Here is a 23,947-nt window from a genome sequence, read left to right as displayed (position 1 = left end):
TGTGCTAACTTTGCCTACTTTCATTTACAAAATTATGTCGATCTACATATACTCCCCATTAAAGCAGATTACTGTATCATGAAAAATAGCTCTTTTTGAAAGTCTTTTGATATCTAAATTCTTCATTGGATTATACCCACACGATTACAAGAAATAGGGGCGTATATGTGACGGTAATTCATGAATAATCGCATCCACCTTGTTTTGCGGGTAATACAAATGATGTTTCCCCCGGTGAAGCCCGCTGATGGAACGGACAATGTCAGATACTTCTGACAACTCACGTAAATTGTCCTGTCGATCCAGAAGAAGAATCTGCTTATCCGTGGATTCATCCGGACGAAAAACATCATACGGATTATCGGAAGGAAAATCAATTTCAAGATCATATTCGGGATCAAGGCCTGCCTGTACAAAAGCTTCCCGAATCTCTTCTATTATTGTCAAGTCGACCTGTTCAAGCTCTACATACTTATATAACTTGCGATCCATAAAACGTTCGCATAACTCACTCAGAACAGTATCGTCCTCCTTTCGCCACTGTGTAAATGCCGTCTGAATTAATGCTTCATCCAACTGCAAATATTCATCTACGGATAATTCTCCTGCAAATAATTGAGGGAGTGGATCAATCATGAAGCGAAATTGAAAATCATGCTGTATGAGTGTTTTTGCTCGCTTGAATATTTGCCGCAATAGAATTTCAGAACTACGAGTTACCGGATGGAAGTAAATCTGCCAATACATCTGATACCTAGACATGAGGTAATCCTCCACAGCATGCATGCCTGACTCCTTGACTACAATTCGTCCATGATAGGGACGCAGCATTCGAAGGATGCGATCAAGGTCAATCGTGCCGTAATTTACACCTGTAAAATAAGCATCCCTAAGCAAATAGTCCATTCGGTCTGCATCAAGCGGGCTGGTCACCAAGTTCACCACAATCGGCTTTTCGTACGTTTTTTGAATGACAGATGCCACTTTCTCAGGAAAATCAGGAGCATACCGTCTTAAGATCGCCCCTACTTCGGTATCACCTGTAATAATGCGACAAGTCCAATCTTCGTGATTCATGTCAAAAGCTTCCTCGATGGAGTGAGAGAATGGACCATGCCCGAGATCATGAAGCAGAGCTGCACACAGAGCTACAATCTTTTCTTCTTTCGGCCAATCTGAATAATGACTTCTTTCAAATTGAGAAATGATCTTGCGTGTAATTTCATAAACACCTAGTGAATGTGAGAACCGGCTATGCTCTGCTCCGTGAAAAGTAAGGTAAGAAGTACCGAGTTGGCGAATCCGGCGTAAACGCTGAAATTCCGGGGTGTTAATTAACTGCCATATAACCGGATCTTGCACGTGGATATAATTATGTACCGGATCTTTGAATACTTTCTCTTCCGTTAGTCGTTGTTCCATGTCGATTCACTCCTTTAATTTCTTTTATATTAACGCTTTGAGCTCCACGATTCACCTAAGATTCGACACGTTATGACGAACTTTGTCGAATAAGGTAGTTTTGTCGTTTTCCAAATCGACAAACTTGGCATTGTTGTTTAAATGCGAAAAAAGGCTGCCAATCCCTTACCACCAGTAACCTTGTGAAAAACAGCCTTAATTTTAAGCTAATTTTAAGGTTGACTGTTTTGGGAATCGTTGGTATGATGAGTATCATAAAACATAAAATAATGTCGAATAATGACAATGATAGTTAGCTGAGAGGAGCACTGATTATAATGATGAAATCAACAGGTATTGTAAGAAAAGTGGACGAACTGGGACGGGTAGTTATTCCAATCGAATTGCGCCGTACGCTCGGTATTGGTGAAAAAGATGCTCTGGAAATCTATGTTGACGGCGAGCGCATCATGTTGAAAAAATATGAGCCTGCTTGTATCTTCTGTGGTAATGCAGAGAACGTTACTTACTTCAAAGGTAAAATTGTTTGTAACGAATGTATTTCCGAAATCCCTGCACCTGTGACAAAATAAGAAAAACCAGGTATACTGGACTTATCTAAATTGTTATTTCTAACCTTTTTAATATTCCTTAATAGCCTTCCCGGTGTGAACCCCACCGCGGAAGGTATTTTTTTGCCCTGTTATGGGTTCTATTACCCAAAAACTACATGAATGTTGAATATAAGGTCCTTTTCAGGTTATGTTCCCCATAACAGAAGATATTGAGTTAGATTGGCTACTCGATTAACGCATTATATACATCCCGCTTCGTCAGACCACGATCCGTTGCCGTTTTTTTCATCGCATCTTTGCGGTTATATCCTTCACCCTCATAATGGCTGACATGATCCGCAAGTGACATCAGCTGCCACCATGCTTCGCGCTCAGCCTTACGCTCCTCTTCCTTAATACCTTCCACCAGCAAACAGTACTCGCCAAGAGGTGGATGCTCTTCAAGCCAGTCTATGCATTCCTTCACAGTACCCCTTGCGAATTCCTCATGACGCTTGGTTAGTTCACGAGCCAGGACAATGGAGCGATCACCCAGAATTTCTTCGAGGTGGACTAATGTTTTCCGAATACGGTGAGGTGATTCATAAAATAACAAAGTCCCGTTGGATTCGTCAAAAGCCTCCAGCACTTTTCGCATGTCCTTTTTCTCCCGCGGCAAAAAACCGCCGAATGTAAAACGCTCCGTCGGTAATCCGGACACGATCAGAGCAGACAATGCAGCATTGGGTCCAGGGATGGGAATGACCGTTATTCCGGCTTCCAGTGCAAGCTGTACAAGGTCGGATCCCGGGTCTGAAATGGCTGGCAGACCAGCATCACTGACGAGTGCCAAATTTTTTCCTTCTATTATATAGCGTATCAGTTCAGGTCCACTTGCCCCCTTGTTATGCTCATGATAACTAAACAGCATCGAAGGTGTAATTTCAAAATGAGTGAGTAGCTTCCGGGTCTGTCGTGTGTCTTCTGCTGCAATGATGTCACAACTCTGCAATGTCTTGATGGCTCGGAAGGTCATATCCTCCAGATTACCAATGGGTGTTCCAACCAGATACAGCTTGCCTGATCCTTCAAGCTGCTCCGCATAGCTTTTCTGAATATGCAAAGTCATCTATAGTCCTCCTTTCGTAGTACGCTCAGCATGTTGCTGGCCATAGTAAATATCCATAATCTCTTCGCAGTATTTCCCCTCTTCATTGTAGACAATGAGTGGAGGAAGCATCCTTACTTCCGGTTTACCATCTTTCATGCCTTCAATTAATACCATGTTGGCTTCCAGATGAGCACGGGGATGTACCATCCGAATTCGTTTCGGCTCCAGCTTATACTCACGCATGAGCGAGATAATCTCTGCAAGTCGCTGTGGACGATGAACCATCGATACTTTGCCGCCATTACGTACAAGTCGACTGCAAGCCTGGATCACTTCTTCCAAGGTACACCCGATCTCATGACGTGCCATTGCCTGATGTGTGTTCATTTTGAGGTCACTGCCATTCAGGGGCATATAAGGGGGGTTTACCGTTATTGCATCATATACAGCATGTCCCGTTTCTTTCACCAATTCTCGCAAATCACCTTCACGAATCATAATCGATTCGTCCAGTGCATTTAATTGAACGCTGCGACGAGCCATATCCGCCAAACGAGGCTGAATTTCGATTCCCTCCAGACTAGCCTGTGTACGCGTTGTAAGCAAAATGGGAACTACCCCGTTACCTGTACACAAATCAAGTACACGACCGCGTTTAGGTACGGAAGCAAATCGGGCTAACAATACCGCATCCATCGAAAAACTGAACACTTCATCACTTTGAATGATTCTTAAATCATGAGAGAGCAGATCATCAATCCGCTCTGACTCATGCAACACGACTTCATTTGCTTTCATATGGTACGCTCATCCTCCGGTACTCTATATCTCATGCTTGTTAAGTTTAGGTTTGTAACCTTGAAAAAAAACCGTAGGGGATCCCTACGGTCACTTCATTTATTCAAAAAAGACAGGCAGAACAGACAATCGCCTTCCGTCCGCAGATGTCCATAATAGACATTGCAGATATGGAAGCCTTCGTGATACAACCGAGCTAGGTTATCATACCCTTCACCCACAACGTCTTCACCTGTAGCCGGACCTGCTGGTCTTGCTACGGGAGCGAGTGCTGAGGAGATTGGCAGATCTGCCGGAGCCTCACGTTTGAGCAATTTGCGTAATTGCTCATTCTCGATGGTAAGCCGCTGATTATCCTCAAGCAGCTCCTTCACAATCATTTTTAACTCTCCTAAATCACCGTGCAACTGACCCAGTTGGGTTTCCATTTCATGAATGTGCGTAAACAGATTTTTCTTTTCCAAGTTTCCACCCCGAAGCAACCTTTATGGTTTACTTGATAACGACGTCATCCAGCGGAAGTTCTTTGACTTTACTGATGTCGAACAGTTGAACATGGACTGTGCGGCTACCGGCATTAATTCCGACAACTTTTCCTTCACCCAATGAGGTGACGACCAATTTGCCTACAGCTGGCAGTTCTTCTCTCACACTTTCATAGTTATCATGCTCAAATTTCAGACAGCACATGAGTCTTCCGCACAACCCTGAAATTTTCGTCGGATTCAGTGACAGGCTCTGATCTTTAGCCATCTTGATTGATACCGGCTCAAAGTCTCCCAGCCAGGAAGAACAACACAATACACGGCCGCAAGGTCCGATACCGCCAAGCATCTTCGCTTCATCACGTACACCAATCTGTCTCAGCTCGATTCGTGTCCGGAATATGCTTGCCAGATCCTTGACCAGCTCCCGGAAATCGACTCTTCCTTCAGCTGTAAAATAAAATATGATTTTATTGCGATCAAACGTAAATTCCACATCGACCAGCTTCATTTTGAGGCCATGGTCTTTGATTTTATTTAAACAAGTACCGAATGCTTCCTTCGCTGCACGCTTATTTTCATCAACCACACGGGCATCAGTCTCGCCCGCAACGCGGATGACTTTCTTCAGCGGCAACACCACATCGGACTCGCCCACTTCCTTCTTACCAACGACAACCTTACCGTACTCTACCCCCCGCGCTGTCTCCACGATAACGCAGTTTTCTTTCTCAATGGGAAGGTCCAGGGGATCGAAGTAATAAATTTTGCCCGCTTTTTTGAAACGGACACCCACTACACTGTACAAAAAATTAACCCCCTTGTAAGCCAACCCCACTTCGTCTGAAGCCCCGTCTTCTTAGGGAACCGGCCGAAGTTATAACCGTTTGCATATGATTGGAACTAACTTATCCCTCTCCCAGTCTTATGCCAAACCGATCAAAAATTGCTCCAGACAAAGCTGGCCATTGACGTTAAAACGCAATTTTTTTCTGCATGCTGCGGCCAGATCCATATAGGAAACCCACTGTTCTGTGCTGCGGGTATGTGCCAACTGAGATAGCATGTCTAACTGATCTATAAAAACGATATGTTCATGCCTACCGTACTGAACATACAGCATGTCCCTAAACCATAGATGGAACAAACTGAGTAACATGTCCAGGTGTTCAGAGAGTCCGGTTTTAAAAAGCTTCTGCTGTGCAGAGATCAATGATGTACTTCCTCTACCCAGGGACTCCTTCCCTAATTGTAACATTACGTTTCTAATTTCTGCAAACCAATTCTGCTGGAGAATTTCTCTACATGCTTCCAATCCTGACGCTAAATGGACGGCAGAGCGAGCCAGATTGGCAGGGTGCCCTTCCTCAATTAGTGATTGCAGCATCTCTTCCGGATTCAGTGCACTGAACGGCACCAATTGGGAGCGAGAACGAATCGTAGGCAACATGGCCTGTCCATTATCTGTAATCAGGATGCCAACTGCCGGTACCTGCGGTTCCTCCAGAAATTTCAACAGACTGTTTGCTGCCTGCACCGTCATTTTCTCGGCTTGTTCTATAATATATACTTTGGGATGACCTGCCTCTGATCGGTATGAAAAGATACGCTGCAGATCCCGAATTTGATCTATTTTAATATTGTTTCCATCTGGTGCAAGCATGGTTAGATCCGGGTGATTACCATGTTCCACCTTACGACATTCAAGACATTGTCCGCACGCGTCATCTTCCAGCTCTGTACAGAATATTGCCTTGGCAAAGGTAATTGCCGTCTTCCGTTGCCCGCTTCCCGCTGGACCGCTAAATAAATACGCATGGCTTATTGCCTGACGTCTCAAACTGCTTTGTAACATTTGCTTGGCCGCTTGTTGACCCATAATCTGTTGAAAGGACATACTTCCTCCTCAGAAGCTTAAATTAATAAGCATCCCCCGAATTTCGCCTACTTGTTGCAATAGAGAGATTTTTCCTTCTTCTGTATCCAGCAATTCATCTGCCATGGATAACAGAGCGGAGTCAATTTCATCAATCAGCTTATAACGCTTGCCTCTGCCACGACGATCCCAACCCCTTGTCTCTTTCATGGATACACCGCGACGAACGGTCTCTTCCAGGAACCTTTTAACAAGTTGCTTATACGCCTTCAGTTCACGAATCGTCATGGAACGCGCCAGGCGATCACCTTGAAGCTGGATTTCACTAAACCGGCGATTCAGTTCAGCTTGTGAGGCCCGTTCCCCCTGGTGGTTCATCATATCAGAGAAATTTTTGGATTGAACCGGTTTGGAGCCTGAATCAGTAGAACTGATCCCGCTCTGAATCGGTCTGAATCCAGGATTGATTTTCATGGATACGCCCGCTTTCTATCAAAGTTAGCTAATCGCCCATCAGCACAGTGCGCGTTGCGCCTGTGCGTGAGGATGAGGCTTCTATATATGCTGATCACACTCTATATAAATGGTAGATATACATCACCATTAAGGACTTGTTGTTTGTAGTCAACCTCTTTCCGAATGAGCATTCCCCAGCTAGAAAATGTTCATTCGGAAAGAGTGTGCCAATTCTTCTGATCAAAAAAGGCGGTTCCATAAGTGGCACACACGAACTTCTTTTAAATCTGCTTGCATCGATCGTTTCCAACATGCTATTGATCATGAAAGACCCTCATGGGATGATTCATGCAAAAAGTTTAGAAGTGTTCGAAGCGATCTACCGGGAGAACAAATACAGTAGCTCCACCTACTTGAACTTCAACAGGTAGCGGCAGGTAAGAGTCGGTTGTTCCACTCATCGGTGTGACCGGAGTCACGAGCTGTTCACGAACCTTACAGCTGCTGCGAATGACGTTCATTACGGACTCGACTTGACCATCATCGACACCGATCATAAACGTCGTGTTGCCTGCCTTCAAAAATCCACCCGTACTGGCCAACTTCGTTGCCCGAAAGTTTGCTTTGACCAATGCGCTGGATAATCGGTTGCTGTCTTTATCCTGTATAATCGCAACAATCAGTTTCATCCTGCATAACCTCCTTCAGAATAAGCATCTTTATTAAATGCCCTGTCTATATATTAGACAATTACTCGTCAAAATCCTTCAAAATCCCTGTCTCCAGCGACAAAATCATCGCTGCCAAGACATCCTCCTGCTTCATGGAAGCATCAATAACTCTGATTCTTTCCGGGAACTGCTCTTTTAATAGGAAATAACCCTCTCGCACTTTATGGTGAAACTCCAGATTCTCCAGATCCAGACGGTTCACTTCGCGGCCATCATGAGCGTCGATCCGTGCAAGCCCCAATTCAGGCTCGATGTCCAGATATAAGGTCACATCCGGCATAAGATCACCGATCGCAAAGCGATTAATAGCCCATACATTCTCTATCCCGAGTCCCCGGGCATATCCTTGATAGACCAGACTGCTATCGACAAATCGGTCACAGATGACTGCTTTTCCAGCTTTCAGCGCAGGCTCTACCTTCTCCGCCAGATGCTGGCTGCGTGCAGCTGCATACAATAGCGCTTCGGTTCGAGCATCCATTGCCGTATGAAGAGGGTCCAGGATAATTGAACGTATTTTCTCCGCAATCTCAATTCCGCCAGGCTCTCGCGTAACTACGTAAGGTATACCCCGTTCTTCAAAATAAGAACCTATTCTACCAATCATCGTTGTTTTACCGGAACCCTCTCCCCCTTCCAGCGTAATGAATTTACCTCTGCCCTGCATATGCTTCCCTGCTTTCTATGTCGATAATTGCATCTATTGCTGCTGTAATTGAAAATGCTTTGACCCTCTTGCTACAGGATATGATATCCCCCGCCCAGAGGTGTATAGCTACAGCTATATCGTTACGTATTAATAACACCAAGATCATACAAGCTTGTTTCTTTCTATAATACTATAGGTCAGCAGTTACTCCAACATGAACAACAAAGTAAAGCGTCAACCGTAGATGATCCATACCCATAATGGAAGCATCATTGATCCGGCAATGGCACTTACAATCATGGATACTGAACTGAGGGCTACAGCATTCTCTCCATATTCAACAGACCTTGCCATGCCGAGGGCATGAGATGCTGAACCCAATCCAATTCCGTAGGCATGTTTACTGCGGACTTTGGCCCATTTCAGGAGCATCGGCCCCAGTAATATCCCTGAGAATCCTGCGATCATCACAAACAGCGATGTAAATGAGGCATTCCCTCCAACCTGATTAGCAAGTTGAATAGCAACAGGAGTCGTCACGGATTTTGGCAATAAAGCAATGACCATCTCTTGAGGATACCCCAGAAGAATGGCGATTAAAGCACCTGTGGACACACCTGTAATACTGCCTCCAATCGTCCCACCCACAATTGGAATGATATTTTGCTTCAGCACATGCAGATGTCTGGACAAGGGAAACGCGAGAGATACAACTGCTGGGCCCAAGAGTTCCTGTATCCATTTGCCACCTAGCATATACGTTTCCAGCTTGATACCGGAAATCACCAAGATCAGGATCAGGATGGCAGTCGTTGTGAGTACAGGCATAAGTATCGGCCATTTCAGCCTTTTATATAGACGAGTGGCTGGAATATATACAGCGATAGTTAGCGCGATCATTCCAATTCCGAGGATGAATGCTGACAAGTGATCGCCTCCTTTTTACCTGTATGAGACGATCTCCATATCATGAGCCACTCACTTAATTTGGCAGATATCAGACATGTGATTAATGTGCTAACGATCAAACCAAGGACTAATAATAATGTGTTAGCTCTAAAAAAATCAAAATGATTAATGATGCCCACAGTAGGTGGAATGAACAATAATTGCAAATGGGATTGAAGCCACGTTGACGCTTCTTCTCCCCAGCTCATTTTGACCCATCCCAGTTGGATGGCAATGAACAAAACCAGCATACCCACAATACTTCCTGTTAACGGCAGATGTAATAGAGTTTGAATGAGGTTGCCAATCCAGTAAAAACCGTACATTAACAAAACTTGCAGGACTATTCCTGTATATTTTTTTAGCGGAATACCCAAAGTGTTCCCTTCTTTCTTATGTCTATCTGTATAAGCTGAACTAGAGCGTGTCTCCTTACCTGCCGAAAGCCGGAACGTAACTGAACGTGTCTGGAGCAGAACACGGAGTGGGAGCGCTAACGACCCTGGGGCGTCTTATTCAGCGATTTGAAGCGCCCGCACCGCAGCAATCTAAGGAATCTGAAAGACGCTATATTGGAATAACCAGTCGTTTAAGGCGTGTTTATTAGGTGATTTGGGTTAATAACAAGTCTCAGGTTCCTTACAAAATAAAAGGAGAACTCGAAGGCTAAATAAGATGTACTCGGTTCCTTAGAATATCGTCTGGACAATTCGCCAGGATCAGCAATCCTTGACTTTAAAATGTTGGACCCTGACATCCTTCAACGTATTGCATGCCTGAGTTGGAAGATAGCAACTAGATTAATGACCAAGAGACCCTCACATGTGTAGGGTCCGGTATCACTAACCGTATTGGTCATACAGACTACCGTTGGTAAATGTAATTCAGACTTCATATGTGTATTTATCAATCCTTCATGACCTTTAATACCTGTAGTGATGCATCTGATACCCCGTGAAACTTCGCTCCTTCATTACGCAGGAGTTGTATACGCTCCACCATCGTTGGACTTAGACGTTCACCTGGATAGACAAGCGGAATCCCTGGAGGGTATGGAGTAACCATCTCGGCTGATCGACAGCCTGCACTTTCTTCTATCGGGACATAGATCGTATCCGTCTCCACAATTGGTTGCAGTGTGAAGGAGATCGGTTCGGAATAACCAGTGTTTTCTTGTAAATTGTTCCACGTGGAAATATAATGCGCGGAATCTTTCACGAGCTGATGTGATGTCTCTGCATTAGATTGGACCTGCTCATGCCCATTGGCAGAGCTGATATGGTGTAAAGCCTGCAACAGGTGCTGAGCATCTTGCACCGTTGAGCCCAGGCTGAAGAGCAAGACGACGTACCGTTCGTCGCTCATCTCGGGCACACAGCCGCATGCTTCCAGCTGCTGCTGTAGCCCATAACCGCTCAGTACCCCTGCGCCGTCATAGATGACGGCCTTGAATGGGTCCTGAGCGGTATACCCCGCGGCAGATGGCATCGCCGCCGCGGGCAGGCCCTCCCGTGTCTGCTGCGCAGCGGACACGGGCATACCAGCCGGCTTCGCTGTTCCGGCTGGCGGTTCTGGCTGCAGCGGCTGTGCAGGCTGCAGCAACTGGAAGCGCGGCAGCTCCGCGAGGCCGCGCTTAAAGGCGTTCACGGCGGCGAGCCCCGCCGTGAACGTGTTCGCGCCCTGCACGTGCAGGAGCCGGCGCGCCAGATCGAGCGAAGCCATCACCGGGTATGATGGGCTTGAGCTTTGCACCATGGACAGGCGCTGCCTTAACAGGGACCGGTTTAACCGTGGTCCCTGGATGTGCAGCATCGCACCCATGGTGAAGGCCGACAGCATCTTATGTGTCGACTGCACGACACCGTCTGCTCCGCATGACAGTGCAGAAACAGGCAGCTCCGGATGCTGCCCATAATGCGCGCCATGCGCTTCATCTACGAGCAATGGCATGCCAGCAACGTGGCATACCTCGGCAATGGGCGTCAGATCAGCGCCCATGCCGTAGTAATTGGGCAAAGTGACAAGTACGCCCTTTGCCTCAGGATAGGACTGGACAGCAGCCTGAACCGTCTCAACCGACGGCATGACCGCAAGTCCAGACGCTGGATCGACCCACGGCTCCAGAAATACAGCTCTTGCGCCGGCCAGCATTAACCCGTGAATAACGGATTTATGTACATTCCGCTGCACTAGCACAATACTATTCGGCTCATCACACACAGTAAGAAGTAAAGACAGATTACCAGCCGTACTTCCCCCCACAAGGAAGAAACTCTCCTCTGCACCAAAACAATCTGCCGCAAGCTCCTGTGCTTCCTGGATCACACCTTCCGCATGATGCAAATCGTCGGTGCCCGTAATCTCTGTAACATCCATCTCCATCATCTCCAGGAATGAACGATCCGGTACTAATCCTGTCTCCGAATGAGTCGCTTCATCGCTGAGTCGTTCCCCATTCCCTATGGCATCCCCATCGTTCTCCACTAAACTAAGTTGCTCTATCCTTCTATTTACATTTCTTCCCGCTTCGCTCTGAATATCTCCGTTATGCCGGAGTTCCTCATTAACAATATCCTTAACGGGAGATTGTCCTGCTTCTGCTTGTTTCAGCAAATGTCGGTAAGCTTGTCCATTCTTATGCCCAGGCACATGAAAAGAACGCTGCTTCGAATCACGATACGCAAGCAACGCTTCATATAAAGGGGCTCTACTTGATTTGTTTTTATGTTCCATGAAATAACCATCCTGTACATATATAATGTGCGCCCGATGCGCTCCCACATGCTTCTTAATCCAAGGAACGCCATTCTTCCCCATCTCCACACGCGCTGCTGCAAATTTTCGATATCATTATATCAGCATACGCCTTCCTTAAATGGCAGACAAGACTCTCTCTCCTAAAAACAGAAAAAGGCCCAATGGGCCTCTATACACATCAGCATCTTTACAGCGTGATGTTTCGCTTCTACTTCTATTAGCAATATGCATTATGCGTTTTTTTGTACCCAAATTTGCTTCATTTGATGAATAAAATAATTGTACTTGGCATCCTGCGCATCGGTATGAACCATTTCTGCTTCACAAGTGTCACATATGAATTCAGATACAATAAAAATGCCTTCTCTTTTTCTTTGCTCGCAGATAATACATGTGTGTTCGGCATGTTCTTCCATGAACCATCCCACCTTGTTTTACGTTTACTATCAGTATTGCACAGTTTCTATTATTTTATACATTTTCATAGTGCTTTCTTTCTATAAAATATATATATTCGCCCACCCCCTCCGGGGTGTCTGTACCGAAAAATACATTCGTCTTCTGATCAAGATCATTCATCTTCTCATGTCTACACTGTTATCCTGCATCCATCGCGTTTCCCTCAAAATCACGTATCCCTTAGTCTGGCTCAAAACTTATATTCAAATTACTTAAAAAAACTTGGAATCTCAGCCGATATATAATACATGATAACGATATCAAAGCCTGACAGCCCATGCATTCGAGAGTATACTGAGATAAGCTCATTCGAATCTCAATATCTTGTACAATCGTCATGGCGTGATAGACAAGGTTCATATATACATACATAATGCATTCCCTTTTACACGTATAAGAAAACAAATACCTATTCCACACAAACGTGAATTTGAAGGAGGATATATAAACGTATGATCGCCGAACCGGAGAATAAAGCAACATTTTATCAATACCGGCTTCTGAAAAAAAAGGCTATCGCCCGCAGTGTCATCTATAGTTATCTTTGTTTGCCAGTCATCATGCTTTTATTCAATCTACTTGCATTCTCTTGGACTGGCCTCTTCTTTTTTGTACTGGCAGGCCCAATCACCATTTGGATTCATTATGTCATTGCCAGAACAATATTACTTTTGGTACGTAGCTCTTACGCTAAACGGTGGCGCTGGAATCTGCGTATGCCTTGGTTAGGTTATATCCCTGATCAGCATTTCAGCTTCCGTATGTTTGTCCGGGTACACCTTAACATGAGCTGGATTGGACTATGTATCATTACAGTATGTTTGATATGGTCCCCATTGTCCTTCACCCTCTCGCTGATCTTCTGGCATTTGTGGTTGCTGGGTCCTCGCTTATATGTTGTCATGGTACTCTCCCGCGAGCGCAAAGATGGACTCATCAAATTAAATGAACAAGATGTCTCATATTATCTGCAATAATACCCTTCGTTCATCCAATAGTGCAGTATCTCATTCACCTGTAATACATAATGGCCTGAGCCCCTCGGATATTTGTTAAAAAAGAGCTCGTATCGTCCAGCTGGCTCAGCCTCACATGATCAAACAAAGGTTATCCACAGTGGATAACCTTTATGTTTTGTTCCCTTCCTGTCCCTTATCCACAGTCTGGGTATGGCTAAATTAGTTATCCCCATGACAGACTCCATTCTTCTCCACTTTTTCATCTGCTGTTCCATATCCTTTAACTCCAGATATCTCGTATACTTTACTCCTATGAGCGATCCTCTATCTCCCTTCTAGCCTAGCCTTCCATTAACCATTCAATCTACCCCATACCTTTATATAACTACATCTCTCGTCCTCTACCTTTAAAAGCTCAGCACACCCCTATAATAGTTCAAGCGCATATACTCGCCTTTCTGTACCACAATATCTACTCCTAATCCTCTTTACCTTTATGGCTTCTCTTGCATTACACACTAGGTACTCCGATCACGATTGCAGCCTACTTCGTAAAATAACAAAAAGCCCCCTATCATGTACACGGGAGCTTTACTATATAAGGAACATCACAGCGTTAATTTTCATATCCAATCTTACACGTAGCAGCTCAATCGTCTTCAGCCAATGATTTAACTGTCGTTTGAGTAGCATCATTTCTAGGAACCATTAGTGTAAAGGATCCATCATGTACTGCTAAATGCACAGTATGTCCTTCCTTTGCAAATACTCGCAAGGTACTGGATTCATTGGATGTACCCTTGGCTTGCCTCTCTGTCCAACCCCAGCTTTTAATCTCGTCTAGATATACCTCAGGCAAGCTAGTGCTCTCACTAATACCAGACAGCGTATATCGAACATAGTCCATATCCGAATTGTTCTCGGACTGGTCAGATTTATTCGCTACTTTAGGCACCGGAAAACTCTTCTCGTTCACCGCACCTTCATATGAAGTCCATACAGATCCTGAAGCTTCACCGCATCCTGCCAGAACAACGGTCAAACAAAGCAACAGAATTGATTGTAGTCCAAGTCTCCGCCAACTTAACACACACACCCTCCTTTTCACAGCTGCACATTCCAGCTCTGTGGTCAGGTACTTTTAGCATATTTAACATAGTCCTATTATACTGGTTTTGCCGCTGTTATCCGTAACAAAAATGTTACCTTCATTTGACGATCATGTTAGAGCTTCCGCTCATCATCTCTAATCCTTATAAACAAATAAAAACCACCACCGAATAACATCGGCAGTGGTTCTTTGCTTGGCGGCGTCCTACTCTCCCAGGACCCTGCGGTCCAAGTACCATCGGCGCTAGAGGGCTTAACGGTCGTGTTCGGGATGGGTACGTGTGGAACCCCTCCGCCATCGCCACCAAACGCGGTGCTTACATTTCAGAGTTGTTGTTCTCTGAAAACTAGATTCGAAACGAAACATGCGAACTATCACTTGCTATTGGATAAGCCCTCGACCGATTAGTACTGGTCAGCTCCATGCATTGCTGCACTTCCACCCCCAGCCTATCTACCTCGTCGTCTTCAAGGGGTCTTACATACTGGGAAATCTCATCTTGAGGGGGGCTTCACGCTTAGATGCTTTCAGCGTTTATCCCGTCCGTACATAGCTACCCAGCGGTGCTCCTGGCGGAACAACTGGTACACCAGCGGTACGTCCATCCCGGTCCTCTCGTACTAAGGACAGCTCCTCTCAAATTTCCTACGCCCACGACAGATAGGGACCGAACTGTCTCACGACGTTCTGAACCCAGCTCGCGTACCGCTTTAATGGGCGAACAGCCCAACCCTTGGGACCTACTTCAGCCCCAGGATGCGATGAGCCGACATCGAGGTGCCAAACCTCCCCGTCGATGTGGACTCTTGGGGGAGATAAGCCTGTTATCCCCAGGGTAGCTTTTATCCGTTGAGCGATGGCCCTTCCATGCGGTACCACCGGATCACTAAGCCCGACTTTCGTCCCTGCTCGACTTGTAGGTCTCGCAGTCAAGCTCCCTTATGCCTTTGCACTCTTCGAATGATTTCCAACCATTCTGAGGGAACCTTTGGGCGCCTCCGTTACTCTTTAGGAGGCGACCGCCCCAGTCAAACTGCCCACCTGACACTGTCCCCGCACCGGATTACGGTACCAGGTTAGAACCTAGATACGATCAGGGTGGTATCCCAACGTTGCCTCCACGCAAGCTGGCGCTCACGCTTCAAAGGCTCCCACCTATCCTGTACAGATCGTACCCAAATTCAATATCAAGCTGCAGTAAAGCTCCATGGGGTCTTTCCGTCTTGTCGCGGGTAACCTGCATCTTCACAGGTATTAAAATTTCACCGGATCTCTCGTTGAGACAGCGCCCAAGTCGTTACGCCATTCGTGCGGGTCAGAATTTACCTGACAAGGAATTTCGCTACCTTAGGACCGTTATAGTTACGGCCGCCGTTTACTGGGGCTTCGGTTCACAGCTTCGGATTGCTCCTAACCACTCCCCTTAACCTTCCAGCACCGGGCAGGCGTCAGCCCGTATACTTCGCCTTACGGCTTCGCACAGACCTGTGTTTTTGCTAAACAGTCGCTTGGGCCTTTTCACTGCGGCCCCCTCGTGCTATTCACACTACCGGGGCACCCCTTCTCCCGAAGTTACGGGGTCATTTTGCCGAGTTCCTTAACGAGAGTTCTTCCGCGCGCCTTAGAATACTCTTCTCGCCTACCTGTGTCGGTTTGCGGTACGGGCACCTTCACCTGGCTAGAGGCTTTTCTTGGCAGTGTGAGATCATGACCTTCGCTACTACAATTTTCGCTCCCCATCACAGCTCAGCCTTATGATGTGCGGATTTGCCTACACATCAGCCTCACTGCTTAGACGGACATCCATCAGTCCGCGTCACTACCCTACTGCGTCCCCCCATTGCTCATAACGGCTTACGGTGGTACAGGAATTTCGACCTGTTGTCCTTCGACTACGCCTTTCGGCCTCGCCTTAGGTCCCGACTTACCCTGAGCGGACGAGCCTTCCTCAGGAACCCTTAGGCTTTCGGCGGATCAGATTCTCACTGATCTTTTCGTTACTCATACCGGCATTCTCACTTGTATAATGTCCAGCGCTCCTTACGGTACACCTTCAACCCTTATACAACGCTCCCCTACCCCTGATGCAAAGCATCAAGCCATAGCTTCGGTGGTGTGTTTAGCCCCGTTACATTTTCGGCGCAGAGTCACTCGACCAGTGAGCTATTACGCACTCTTTCAATGGTGGCTGCTTCTAAGCCAACATCCTGGTTGTCTGTGCAACTCCACATCCTTTCCCACTTAACACACACTTGGGGACCTTAGCTGATGGTCTGGGCTGTTTCCCTTTTGACAATGGATCTTAGCACTCACTGTCTGACTCCCGGAAGTAAGTCTATGGCATTCGGAGTTTGACTGAGCTTGGTAACCCTTGCGGGCCCCGCACCCAATCAGTGCTCTACCTCCACGACTCTGTTTTCCGAGGCTAGCCCTAAAGCTATTTCGGGGAGAACCAGCTATCTCCGAGTTCGATTGGAATTTCTCCGCTACCCCCACCTCATCCCCGCACTTTTCAACGTGCGTGGGTTCGGGCCTCCAGTGCGTGTTACCGCACCTTCACCCTGGACAGGGGTAGATCACCCGGTTTCGGGTCTACGTCCACGTACTATGTCGCCCTATTCAGACTCGCTTTCGCTGCGGCTCCGGCTCTTCACCTTAACCTTGCACGGGAACGTAACTCGCCGGTTCATTCTACAAAAGGCACGCCATCACCCCTAAAACGGGCTCTGACTTTTTGTAAGCACACGGTTTCAGGTTCTATTTCACTCCCCTTCCGGGGTGCTTTTCACCTTTCCCTCACGGTACTGCTTCACTATCGGTCGCTAGGAAGTATTTAGCCTTGGCAGATGGTCCTGCCGGATTCATACGGGGTTTCACGTGCCCCGCACTACTCGGGATCCGTCTCGGAGGGAACAGACTTTCAATTACAGGGCTTTTACCTTCTTTGGCGGGCCTTTCCAGACCTCTTCGCTTAACCGGTTCCTTTGTAACTCCATGTGAGACGTCCCACAACCCCAAAGAGCAAGCTCCTTGGTTTGGGCTTCTCCGCGTTCGCTCGCCGCTACTGACGGAATCACTATTGTTTTCTCTTCCTCAGGGTACTTAGATGTTTCAGTTCCCCTGGTATGCCTCTACACAACCTATGTATTCAGTTGTGAGTAACTGGAAATTACCCCAGCTGGGTTTCCCCATTCGGACACCCCCGGATCAAAGCTTGCTTACAGCTCCCCGAGGCAGTTTCGTTGTTCGCCACGTCCTTCATCGGCTCCTAGCGCCTAGGCATCCTCCGTGTGCTCTTAGTAGCTTAACCAAATTGCTCCGGTTTCGATCGCTCGCTTCCCTTGTTTTGGACTGCGTCCAAAGCCAAAAGTCGCTCCCACTCGATACCATCGCAACAGCAATTAACTACCGTTTTTATTGAAACTTGTTATACACAAGTTCAGCTAAAAAGGAATGTTCTAATTCGCATTTACTTTCGTTTCGATATCTAGTTTTCAAAGAACAAGCTCCATGCAAAAGCAAGCTGTTTGAGAGTTTGAGCTCTCAAAACTGAGCAACGAGTGAGTAGTTTGCAGCTAAGCTGCATATTTGAATGTTTCCGTTACAGGAAACGATTCTCCATAGAAAGGAGGTGATCCAGCCGCACCTTCCGATACGGCTACCTTGTTACGACTTCACCCCAATCATCTATCCCACCTTCGGCGGCTGGCTCCTTGCGGTTACCCCACCGACTTCGGGTGTTATAAACTCTCGTGGTGTGACGGGCGGTGTGTACAAGACCCGGGAACGTATTCACCGCGGCATGCTGATCCGCGATTACTAGCAATTCCGACTTCATGCAGGCGAGTTGCAGCCTGCAATCCGAACTGAGACCGGCTTTTTAGGATTCGTTCCACCTCGCGGCTTCACAGCCCGTTGTACCGGCCATTGTAGTACGTGTGTAGCCCAGGTCATAAGGGGCATGATGATTTGACGTCATCCCCACCTTCCTCCGGTTTGTCACCGGCAGTCACCTTAGAGTGCCCACCCGAAATGCTGGCAACTAAGATCAAGGGTTGCGCTCGTTGCGGGACTTAACCCAACATCTCACGACACGAGCTGACGACAACCATGCACCACCTGTCTAGCATGTCCCGAAGGAAAGGACTATCTCTAGCCCGGTCATGCTGATGTCAAGACCTGGTAAGGTTCTTCGCGTTGCTTCGAATTAAACCACATACTCCACTGCTTGTGCGGGTCCCCGTCAATTCCTTTGAGTTTCAGTCTTGCGACCGTACTCCCCAGGCGGAGTGCTTAATGTGTTAACTTCGGCACCAAGGGTATCGAAACCCCTAACACCTAGCACTCATCGTTTACGGCGTGGACTACCAGGGTATCTAATCCTGTTTGCTCCCCACGCTTTCGCGCCTCAGCGTCAGTTACAGCCCAGAGAGTCGCCTTCGCCACTGGTGTTCCTCCACATATCTACGCATTTCACCGCTACACGTGGAATTCCACTCTCCTCTTCTGCACTCAAGTCACCCAGTTTCCAGTGCGATCCGGGGTTGAGCCCCGGGATTAAACACCAGACTTAAATGACCGCCTGCGCGCGCTTTACGCCCAATAATTCCGGACAACGCTTGCCCCCTACGTATTACCGCGGCTGCTGGCACGTAGTTAGCCGGGGCTTTCTTCTCAGGTACCGTCACCTTGAGAGCAGTTACTCTCCCAAGCGTTCTTCCCTGGCAACAGAGCTTTACGATCCGAAAACCTTCATCACTCACGCGGCATTGCTCCGTCAGGCTTTCGCCCATTGCGGAAGATTCCCTACTGCTGCCTCCCGTAGGAGTCTGGGCCGTGTCTCAGTCCCAGTGTGGCCGATCACCCTCTCAGGTCGGCTACGCATCGTCGCCTTGGTGAGCCGTTACCCCACCAACTAGCTAATGCGCCGCAGGCCCATCCCCAAGTGACAGATTGCTCCGTCTTTCCAGTTTCCTTCAGGCGAAGGAAACAACTATTCGGTATTAGCTACCGTTTCCGGTAGTTGTCCCAAACTTGGGGGCAGGTTGCCTACGTGTTACTCACCCGTCCGCCGCTAAGCATCAAGAAAGCAAGCTTTCTATCAACTCCGCTCGACTTGCATGTATTAGGCATGCCGCCAGCGTTCGTCCTGAGCCAGGATCAAACTCTCCAATAAAGTATTGAAAAGAGCGATAAGCTCATTTTGAATCTGACGAGATTAAAATCTCAATTGTGCTCCAGTCGATTCAAGCCAAGGCTCGTCTCAAACTTTCGCGTTCATTCTGCAAGCAGAATGTTTACTCACTCGTTGTTCAGTTTTCAAAGATCAAACTTGTTTTGTTACCGAATGTTGTTCTCTTCAGCAACTTTTATATCTTACCACATCCGAACCAACTTTGCAAGCTCTTTTTTTAAGTTTCTTTCGAAGCTTATTTGATTTGCTTGCCGCACCGTGTAAACCGTGTTTTCTTGGCCGGAATTAGAATATACCATGTACAGATTTTGATTGCAAGTCTTTTTTTGATTAAATTATACATCCTCCTAATAATCTTTTCCTGTATATCTACATTTCATATATATCTCAAACGAAAAGGCCTCTCTATAAAAGAAAGACCCTCTCCTCAAGTTGCCCTAATATCTATAGTTAACCGATAACCTCTTGGATGTGAAGCTGCCTTTGCTGCATTAAGTTAATGATCGTTCCTTCTACTGACACCATAGGCCGTGTAGGATGATCTCGATCAGAGAATACGATCTCTCCAATCTGGTTATTGCTGAGTTTTACTCGGATGCCGTTATGGATCTGGGTTGATCGTTGAACAAATACACGTACAATTGCAGGATCCAATTTTCCAAATGCCTCACTCTGGATTTGTTCTAGAACTAGATACGGTGATTGTGCCTTACGGTAAATCTTCTCCAGCGTCATGGCGTGGAAAATATCAGCGATAGCTACGATTTTAGCGTAAATATGAATCTGCGTCCCACTAAGCTGCAACGGATAACCTGATCCGTCAACTTTTTCATGATGCTGCAAAGCAGCAAGTCTGGCGCCCTCATTAATAGCCTTTGCCTGTTTAAGAATCTGGTAACCATATTTGGTGTGCTGCCGGATCTCATTCTGCTCTGTAACGGTTAACGTAGAAGGCTTATGGAGAATTTGCGGATCTACTTTGTTATTACCAATATCATGGAACAAGCCTGCAAACGCAACTTGCATCCAATCCTTGGAGGGAAGATCTATCCACTGGGCCAGTTGGTAGGATGTGATTGCACTCAGTACAGCATGGTGATACACATAGTCATGTTCTTGCATTACTCGTGGACTGAAGGTAAGCACATTATATTGTTTGAGATGTGCAAACACAGCCTCTAACTGTGTACGCAGCTCATATACAGGCAATTCAGCCGCCAGAGAGGACAAGAACGCATTTTTGGTCAGTCCTACCATCTTTTCATACTCATCCTGTAGAGACGTTGTTACAGGGGCTGTACTGACATTCCCTGTCTTCGCTGTCCGTTCACCATTCTTCTCGTTTGCTGTACTTCCTGCGGACGCAGATGCACCCTTGGTTCCTGTATTACTTGATCCCATTCTCTCTTGCTCAATATCCACCTGGTGAATCATAAAGGCTTTGAGCACTTCCATATCCTTGGGTAAAATGACTTTGCCCTTCTGAAGCAAAACGTTGCCACGAAGCGTTTGCACATCACTCCCAAGTTTGAATCCTGGTTTGACTTCTGACAGGGTGATAAGTCCCATGTATATTCCCCTCACTCATCGTTCTTCTATGTTAAAAACAAACAAGACCATAGTCCCGGTTTTTCATGATATTTCCCATTATATTACTCAGAAATGAGGCTGTACATCCTAGATTCGAAAGAATAGAAGAAGAGTTCCCTTTATACAACAAAAGGGCTCCCACTGGGAGCCCTCGCAATCTTTTTCCAATCTCCAAGAGATCGGTTTATATAACATTCTAGGTTTATGCTTCCGAACCGGAATCGTCGTCCTCAACTTCAGCATCTGCATCCGCGTCAGAAAGGGTTCCTTCTTCCAGGCTTACTGCCGGAGCTTGGGTTTCCCCGCCTTCCATGCCTTCAAGTGACTCATCGTCTGGTTCTTCTTCATTTTTGTCAATCCGGCTGACTGTAGCTACTGAATCTTCGTCACGAATATGAATCAGCTTCACACCCTGCGTGTATCGACCCATCGTGGATATGCCTTCCATGCTCATCCGGATCAACGTACCGCTAGACGTAATAATCATCAGATCCTCTTCGGTTTTAACCATCTTGAGGCTGACTACTGCGCCGTTCTTCTCTGTGACATTAATCGTCTTAATCCCTTTACCGCCACGAGTCTGCATTCGATAGTCACTCACAGGTGTACGTTTACCGTATCCTTTGGCTGTAACGATCAGAACATCGAGATCTTTATCGACTACATCCATGCCAATAACGGCATCCTGTTCATCCAACGTGATCCCTTTAACCCCGGTTGCACTACGTCCCATGGAACGTACATTACTTTCGGAGAATCGAATAGACATTCCGTGAGCTGTACCCATAATGATCTCTTGCTGTCCATCGGTCAGCTTAACATCAATTAGAATGTCATCATCACGCAAGGAAATACCGATCAAGCCGCCTTTGCGGATATTGGTGTAATCCTCAAGTGGCGTTTTCTTCACGACCCCTTGACGGGTAGCAAAGAACAAGAATCTGTCACTTTCAAATTCTTGAACCGGAATCACGGCATTAACCGATTCACCCTGCTCAATCTGGATCAGGTTGATAATCGGTGTTCCCCGTGCGGTACGTCCAAGCTCTGGAATCTCGTACGCTTTGAGACGATACACCTTACCTTTGTCGGTGAAGAACATGAGGTAGTTGTGAGAGTTGGTTACGAACAGATGCTCAACAAAGTCGGTATCTTTCGTATCCATACCCACAACCCCACGTCCACCACGTTTCTGGCTGCGGTATGTGGATACTGGCAGACGTTTCACGTAGCCTGTATGGGTAATCGTAATGATAACCTCTTCACGTGGAATCAGGTCCTCATCCAGAATACTCTCTTCACCTACAGTGATCTCTGTACGACGATCATCACTAAAGCGGTCGCGAATCTCTTGCAGCTCTGTGCTGATAATTTCAAGCACCAAATGTTCATTGGCCAGAATTTCGCGATACTCTCTGATTTTGACCATCAGTTCGTTGTATTCATTCTCAATACGTTCGCGTTCCAGACCTGTGAGGCGTTGCAAACGCATATCGAGAATCGCTTGAGCCTGATCATGACTGAGTGAAAAACGCTCAATCAAACCTTCTCTGGCTGCATCTGCATTACTGGAAGAACGAATCAATGTAATAATCTCGTCGATATGATCCAACGCTATGCGCAAGCCTTCTAGAATATGTGCACGAGCTTCAGCCTTCTTCAGTTCAAACTGCGTACGTCTGCGAATAACCTCAATCTGATGCTGCAGGTAGTGATACAACACTTCACGCAGGTTCAGGATTTTAGGTTCTTTATTCACAATGGCAAGCATGTTAATTCCGAAAGTGGATTGCATCGATGTGTGTTTGTATAGGTTGTTCAGAACAACACCCGGATTCACGTCTCTACGAAGCTCAATTACAATCCGCATACCATTACGGTCAGACTCATCACGAAGGTCGGTAATGCCATCAATCTTTTTATCACGTACCAACTCGGCGATTTTCTCAACGAGTCTCGCCTTGTTCACCTGATAAGGCAGCTCTGTAACGATAATTCGCGCTTTGTTGTTATTCTCTTCGATGTTGGTTTTGGCCCGCATCGTTACTGAGCCACGTCCGGTCTGATACGCCTGGCGAATGCCTGAGCGGCCCAAAATGTAGCCGGATGTAGGGAAGTCTGGTCCTTGAATGTAATCCATGAGTTCCATGGATGTAATGTCCGGATTTTGAATCATGGCCTGTACACCATCAATGACCTCACCCAGATTATGAGGAGGAATATTGGTGGCCATACCTACCGCGATCCCGCCAACCCCATTGACAAGCAAGTTAGGAAAACGAGCAGGCAAAACGATTGGTTCATGTTCTTCACCGTCATAGTTAGCCTGGAAATCAATCGTATCCTTGTTGATATCTCTAAGCATTTCCATAGCAATCTTGGACAAGCGAGCTTCCGTATAACGCATCGCTGCTGCCATGTCGCCATCGACCGATCCAAAGTTACCATGTCCATCTACATGCATATAGCGCAGGGAGAAATCCTGTGCCATCCGTACCATCGTCTCGTATACAGCAGAGTCACCGTGTGGGTGATACTTACCGATAACTTCGCCGACGATTCTGGCTGATTTTTTATGTGGTTTATCGGGGGTCATGCCGAGCTCTGACATTGCGTACAGAATACGCCGGTGAACCGGCTTCAATCCATCACGTACGTCAGGTAAGGCACGGCTAACAATGATGCTCATCGCATAATCCATAAACGATTCACGCATCTCCACGCCTATATCCCGATCTGTAATCTGAGAGTTCATTTCTTCCGCCATGCTGGACCTCCTTCTTGTCCTTCAACAAACGTTCCATTCCGTCATGCAAGAAAATTGATTATATGTGAAAAGCCTAACAAGGCTAAAACCGCGCAAGAACG

The 23,947-nt window shown here is 46.7% G+C and carries 18 protein-coding genes and 3 rRNA genes; 2 read left to right on the top strand and 19 right to left on the bottom strand.

Going from position 1 to position 23,947, the window contains the following annotated elements:
- Nucleotides 1-144 precede the first annotated feature (144 nt).
- Entirely contained in the window at nt 145-1,422 is a 1,278-nt protein-coding gene (locus NLBNIHML_RS17555; RefSeq protein ID WP_339238919.1) for an HD domain-containing protein, read from the bottom strand.
- A 317-nt stretch (nt 1,423-1,739) separates the two neighbouring features.
- On the opposite strand from NLBNIHML_RS17555, the gene NLBNIHML_RS17550 reads away from it, so the two are divergent.
- Nucleotides 1,740-1,994, top strand: a complete 255-nt coding sequence (locus NLBNIHML_RS17550; RefSeq protein ID WP_024633700.1) for an AbrB/MazE/SpoVT family DNA-binding domain-containing protein — start codon at nt 1,740-1,742, stop codon at nt 1,992-1,994.
- Nucleotides 1,995-2,199: 205 nt separating this feature from the next.
- Here NLBNIHML_RS17550 and rsmI read toward each other — a convergent pair whose 3' ends face one another.
- The 12 genes from rsmI to NLBNIHML_RS17490 all read right to left on the bottom strand — a co-directional run bounded on the left by rsmI (nt 2,200) and on the right by NLBNIHML_RS17490 (nt 12,182).
- Entirely contained in the window at nt 2,200-3,084 is an 885-nt protein-coding gene (rsmI, locus tag NLBNIHML_RS17545; RefSeq protein ID WP_253428872.1) for a 16S rRNA (cytidine(1402)-2'-O)-methyltransferase, read from the bottom strand.
- Nucleotides 3,085-3,864: a tRNA1(Val) (adenine(37)-N6)-methyltransferase gene (locus NLBNIHML_RS17540; RefSeq protein ID WP_074092913.1), complete on the bottom strand. Its 780-nt coding sequence runs from the start codon at nt 3,862-3,864 to the stop codon at nt 3,085-3,087.
- A gap of 95 nt (nt 3,865-3,959) precedes the next feature.
- Entirely contained in the window at nt 3,960-4,328 is a 369-nt protein-coding gene (gene yabA, locus NLBNIHML_RS17535; protein ID WP_017691386.1) for a DNA replication initiation control protein YabA, read from the bottom strand.
- 28 nt (nt 4,329-4,356) lie between these two features.
- Nucleotides 4,357-5,157 carry a PSP1 domain-containing protein gene (locus tag NLBNIHML_RS17530; protein ID WP_053778939.1) on the bottom strand — a complete coding sequence of 267 codons (801 nt, stop codon included), beginning with the start codon at nt 5,155-5,157 and terminating at the stop codon, nt 4,357-4,359.
- A gap of 117 nt (nt 5,158-5,274) precedes the next feature.
- Nucleotides 5,275-6,246 carry a DNA polymerase III subunit delta' gene (gene holB, locus NLBNIHML_RS17525; protein ID WP_339258161.1) on the bottom strand — a complete coding sequence of 324 codons (972 nt, stop codon included), beginning with the start codon at nt 6,244-6,246 and terminating at the stop codon, nt 5,275-5,277.
- Between the two features lie 9 nt (nt 6,247-6,255).
- A complete protein-coding gene (locus NLBNIHML_RS17520) occupies nt 6,256-6,699 on the bottom strand; it encodes a YaaR family protein (protein WP_017691389.1) in 444 nt (147 codons plus the stop codon).
- Nucleotides 6,700-7,040: 341 nt separating this feature from the next.
- Nucleotides 7,041-7,370 (bottom strand): cyclic di-AMP receptor DarA, encoded by a 330-nt coding sequence (gene darA, locus NLBNIHML_RS17515; RefSeq protein WP_017691391.1) that lies wholly within the window; start codon nt 7,368-7,370, stop codon nt 7,041-7,043.
- Between the two features lie 61 nt (nt 7,371-7,431).
- The gene (gene tmk / locus NLBNIHML_RS17510; RefSeq protein WP_494352432.1) at nt 7,432-8,079 is read right to left on the bottom strand and encodes a dTMP kinase; all 648 of its coding nucleotides are present in this window, start codon (nt 8,077-8,079) and stop codon (nt 7,432-7,434) included.
- Between the two features lie 216 nt (nt 8,080-8,295).
- Nucleotides 8,296-8,988, bottom strand: coding sequence for an LrgB family protein (locus NLBNIHML_RS17505; RefSeq protein ID WP_339258157.1), 693 nt, complete (start codon nt 8,986-8,988; stop codon nt 8,296-8,298).
- Nucleotides 8,958-9,386: a CidA/LrgA family protein gene (locus NLBNIHML_RS17500; RefSeq protein ID WP_494352431.1), complete on the bottom strand. Its 429-nt coding sequence runs from the start codon at nt 9,384-9,386 to the stop codon at nt 8,958-8,960. The genes NLBNIHML_RS17505 and NLBNIHML_RS17500 overlap by 31 nt, the downstream gene beginning before the upstream one ends.
- Before the next feature lie 529 nt (nt 9,387-9,915).
- Nucleotides 9,916-11,742: an aminotransferase class I/II-fold pyridoxal phosphate-dependent enzyme gene (locus tag NLBNIHML_RS17495; RefSeq protein WP_494352430.1), complete on the bottom strand. Its 1,827-nt coding sequence runs from the start codon at nt 11,740-11,742 to the stop codon at nt 9,916-9,918.
- A 254-nt stretch (nt 11,743-11,996) separates the two neighbouring features.
- On the bottom strand, nt 11,997-12,182 hold the full coding sequence (locus NLBNIHML_RS17490; RefSeq protein ID WP_017691396.1) for a sigma factor G inhibitor Gin: 186 nt from the start codon (nt 12,180-12,182) through the stop codon (nt 11,997-11,999).
- Nucleotides 12,183-12,677: 495 nt separating this feature from the next.
- On the opposite strand from NLBNIHML_RS17490, the gene NLBNIHML_RS17485 reads away from it, so the two are divergent.
- Nucleotides 12,678-13,202 (top strand): hypothetical protein, encoded by a 525-nt coding sequence (locus NLBNIHML_RS17485; RefSeq protein WP_494352429.1) that lies wholly within the window; start codon nt 12,678-12,680, stop codon nt 13,200-13,202.
- A 631-nt stretch (nt 13,203-13,833) separates the two neighbouring features.
- On the opposite strand, the gene NLBNIHML_RS17480 is transcribed toward NLBNIHML_RS17485, so the two are convergent.
- From NLBNIHML_RS17480 to gyrA, 6 genes are all read right to left on the bottom strand, one after another.
- A complete protein-coding gene (locus NLBNIHML_RS17480; RefSeq protein WP_253428854.1) occupies nt 13,834-14,274 on the bottom strand; it encodes a hypothetical protein in 441 nt (146 codons plus the stop codon).
- A gap of 212 nt (nt 14,275-14,486) precedes the next feature.
- Nucleotides 14,487-14,603 (bottom strand): 5S ribosomal RNA (rrf, locus tag NLBNIHML_RS17475).
- Nucleotides 14,604-14,679: 76 nt separating this feature from the next.
- A 23S ribosomal RNA gene (locus NLBNIHML_RS17470) occupies nt 14,680-17,605 on the bottom strand.
- Nucleotides 17,606-17,919: 314 nt separating this feature from the next.
- A 16S ribosomal RNA gene (locus NLBNIHML_RS17465) occupies nt 17,920-19,471 on the bottom strand.
- The 16S, 23S and 5S rRNA genes sit together here, the layout of an rRNA operon.
- Before the next feature lie 468 nt (nt 19,472-19,939).
- Nucleotides 19,940-21,058: an HD-GYP domain-containing protein gene (locus tag NLBNIHML_RS17460; protein ID WP_494352428.1), complete on the bottom strand. Its 1,119-nt coding sequence runs from the start codon at nt 21,056-21,058 to the stop codon at nt 19,940-19,942.
- A 223-nt stretch (nt 21,059-21,281) separates the two neighbouring features.
- Entirely contained in the window at nt 21,282-23,846 is a 2,565-nt protein-coding gene (gene gyrA, locus NLBNIHML_RS17455) for a DNA gyrase subunit A (protein ID WP_339238911.1), read from the bottom strand.
- Nucleotides 23,847-23,947 lie beyond the last annotated feature (101 nt).

The organism is Paenibacillus sp. JNU01 (assembly GCF_059130585.1).
This window is presented reverse-complemented; position numbering and strand designations above follow the sequence as displayed.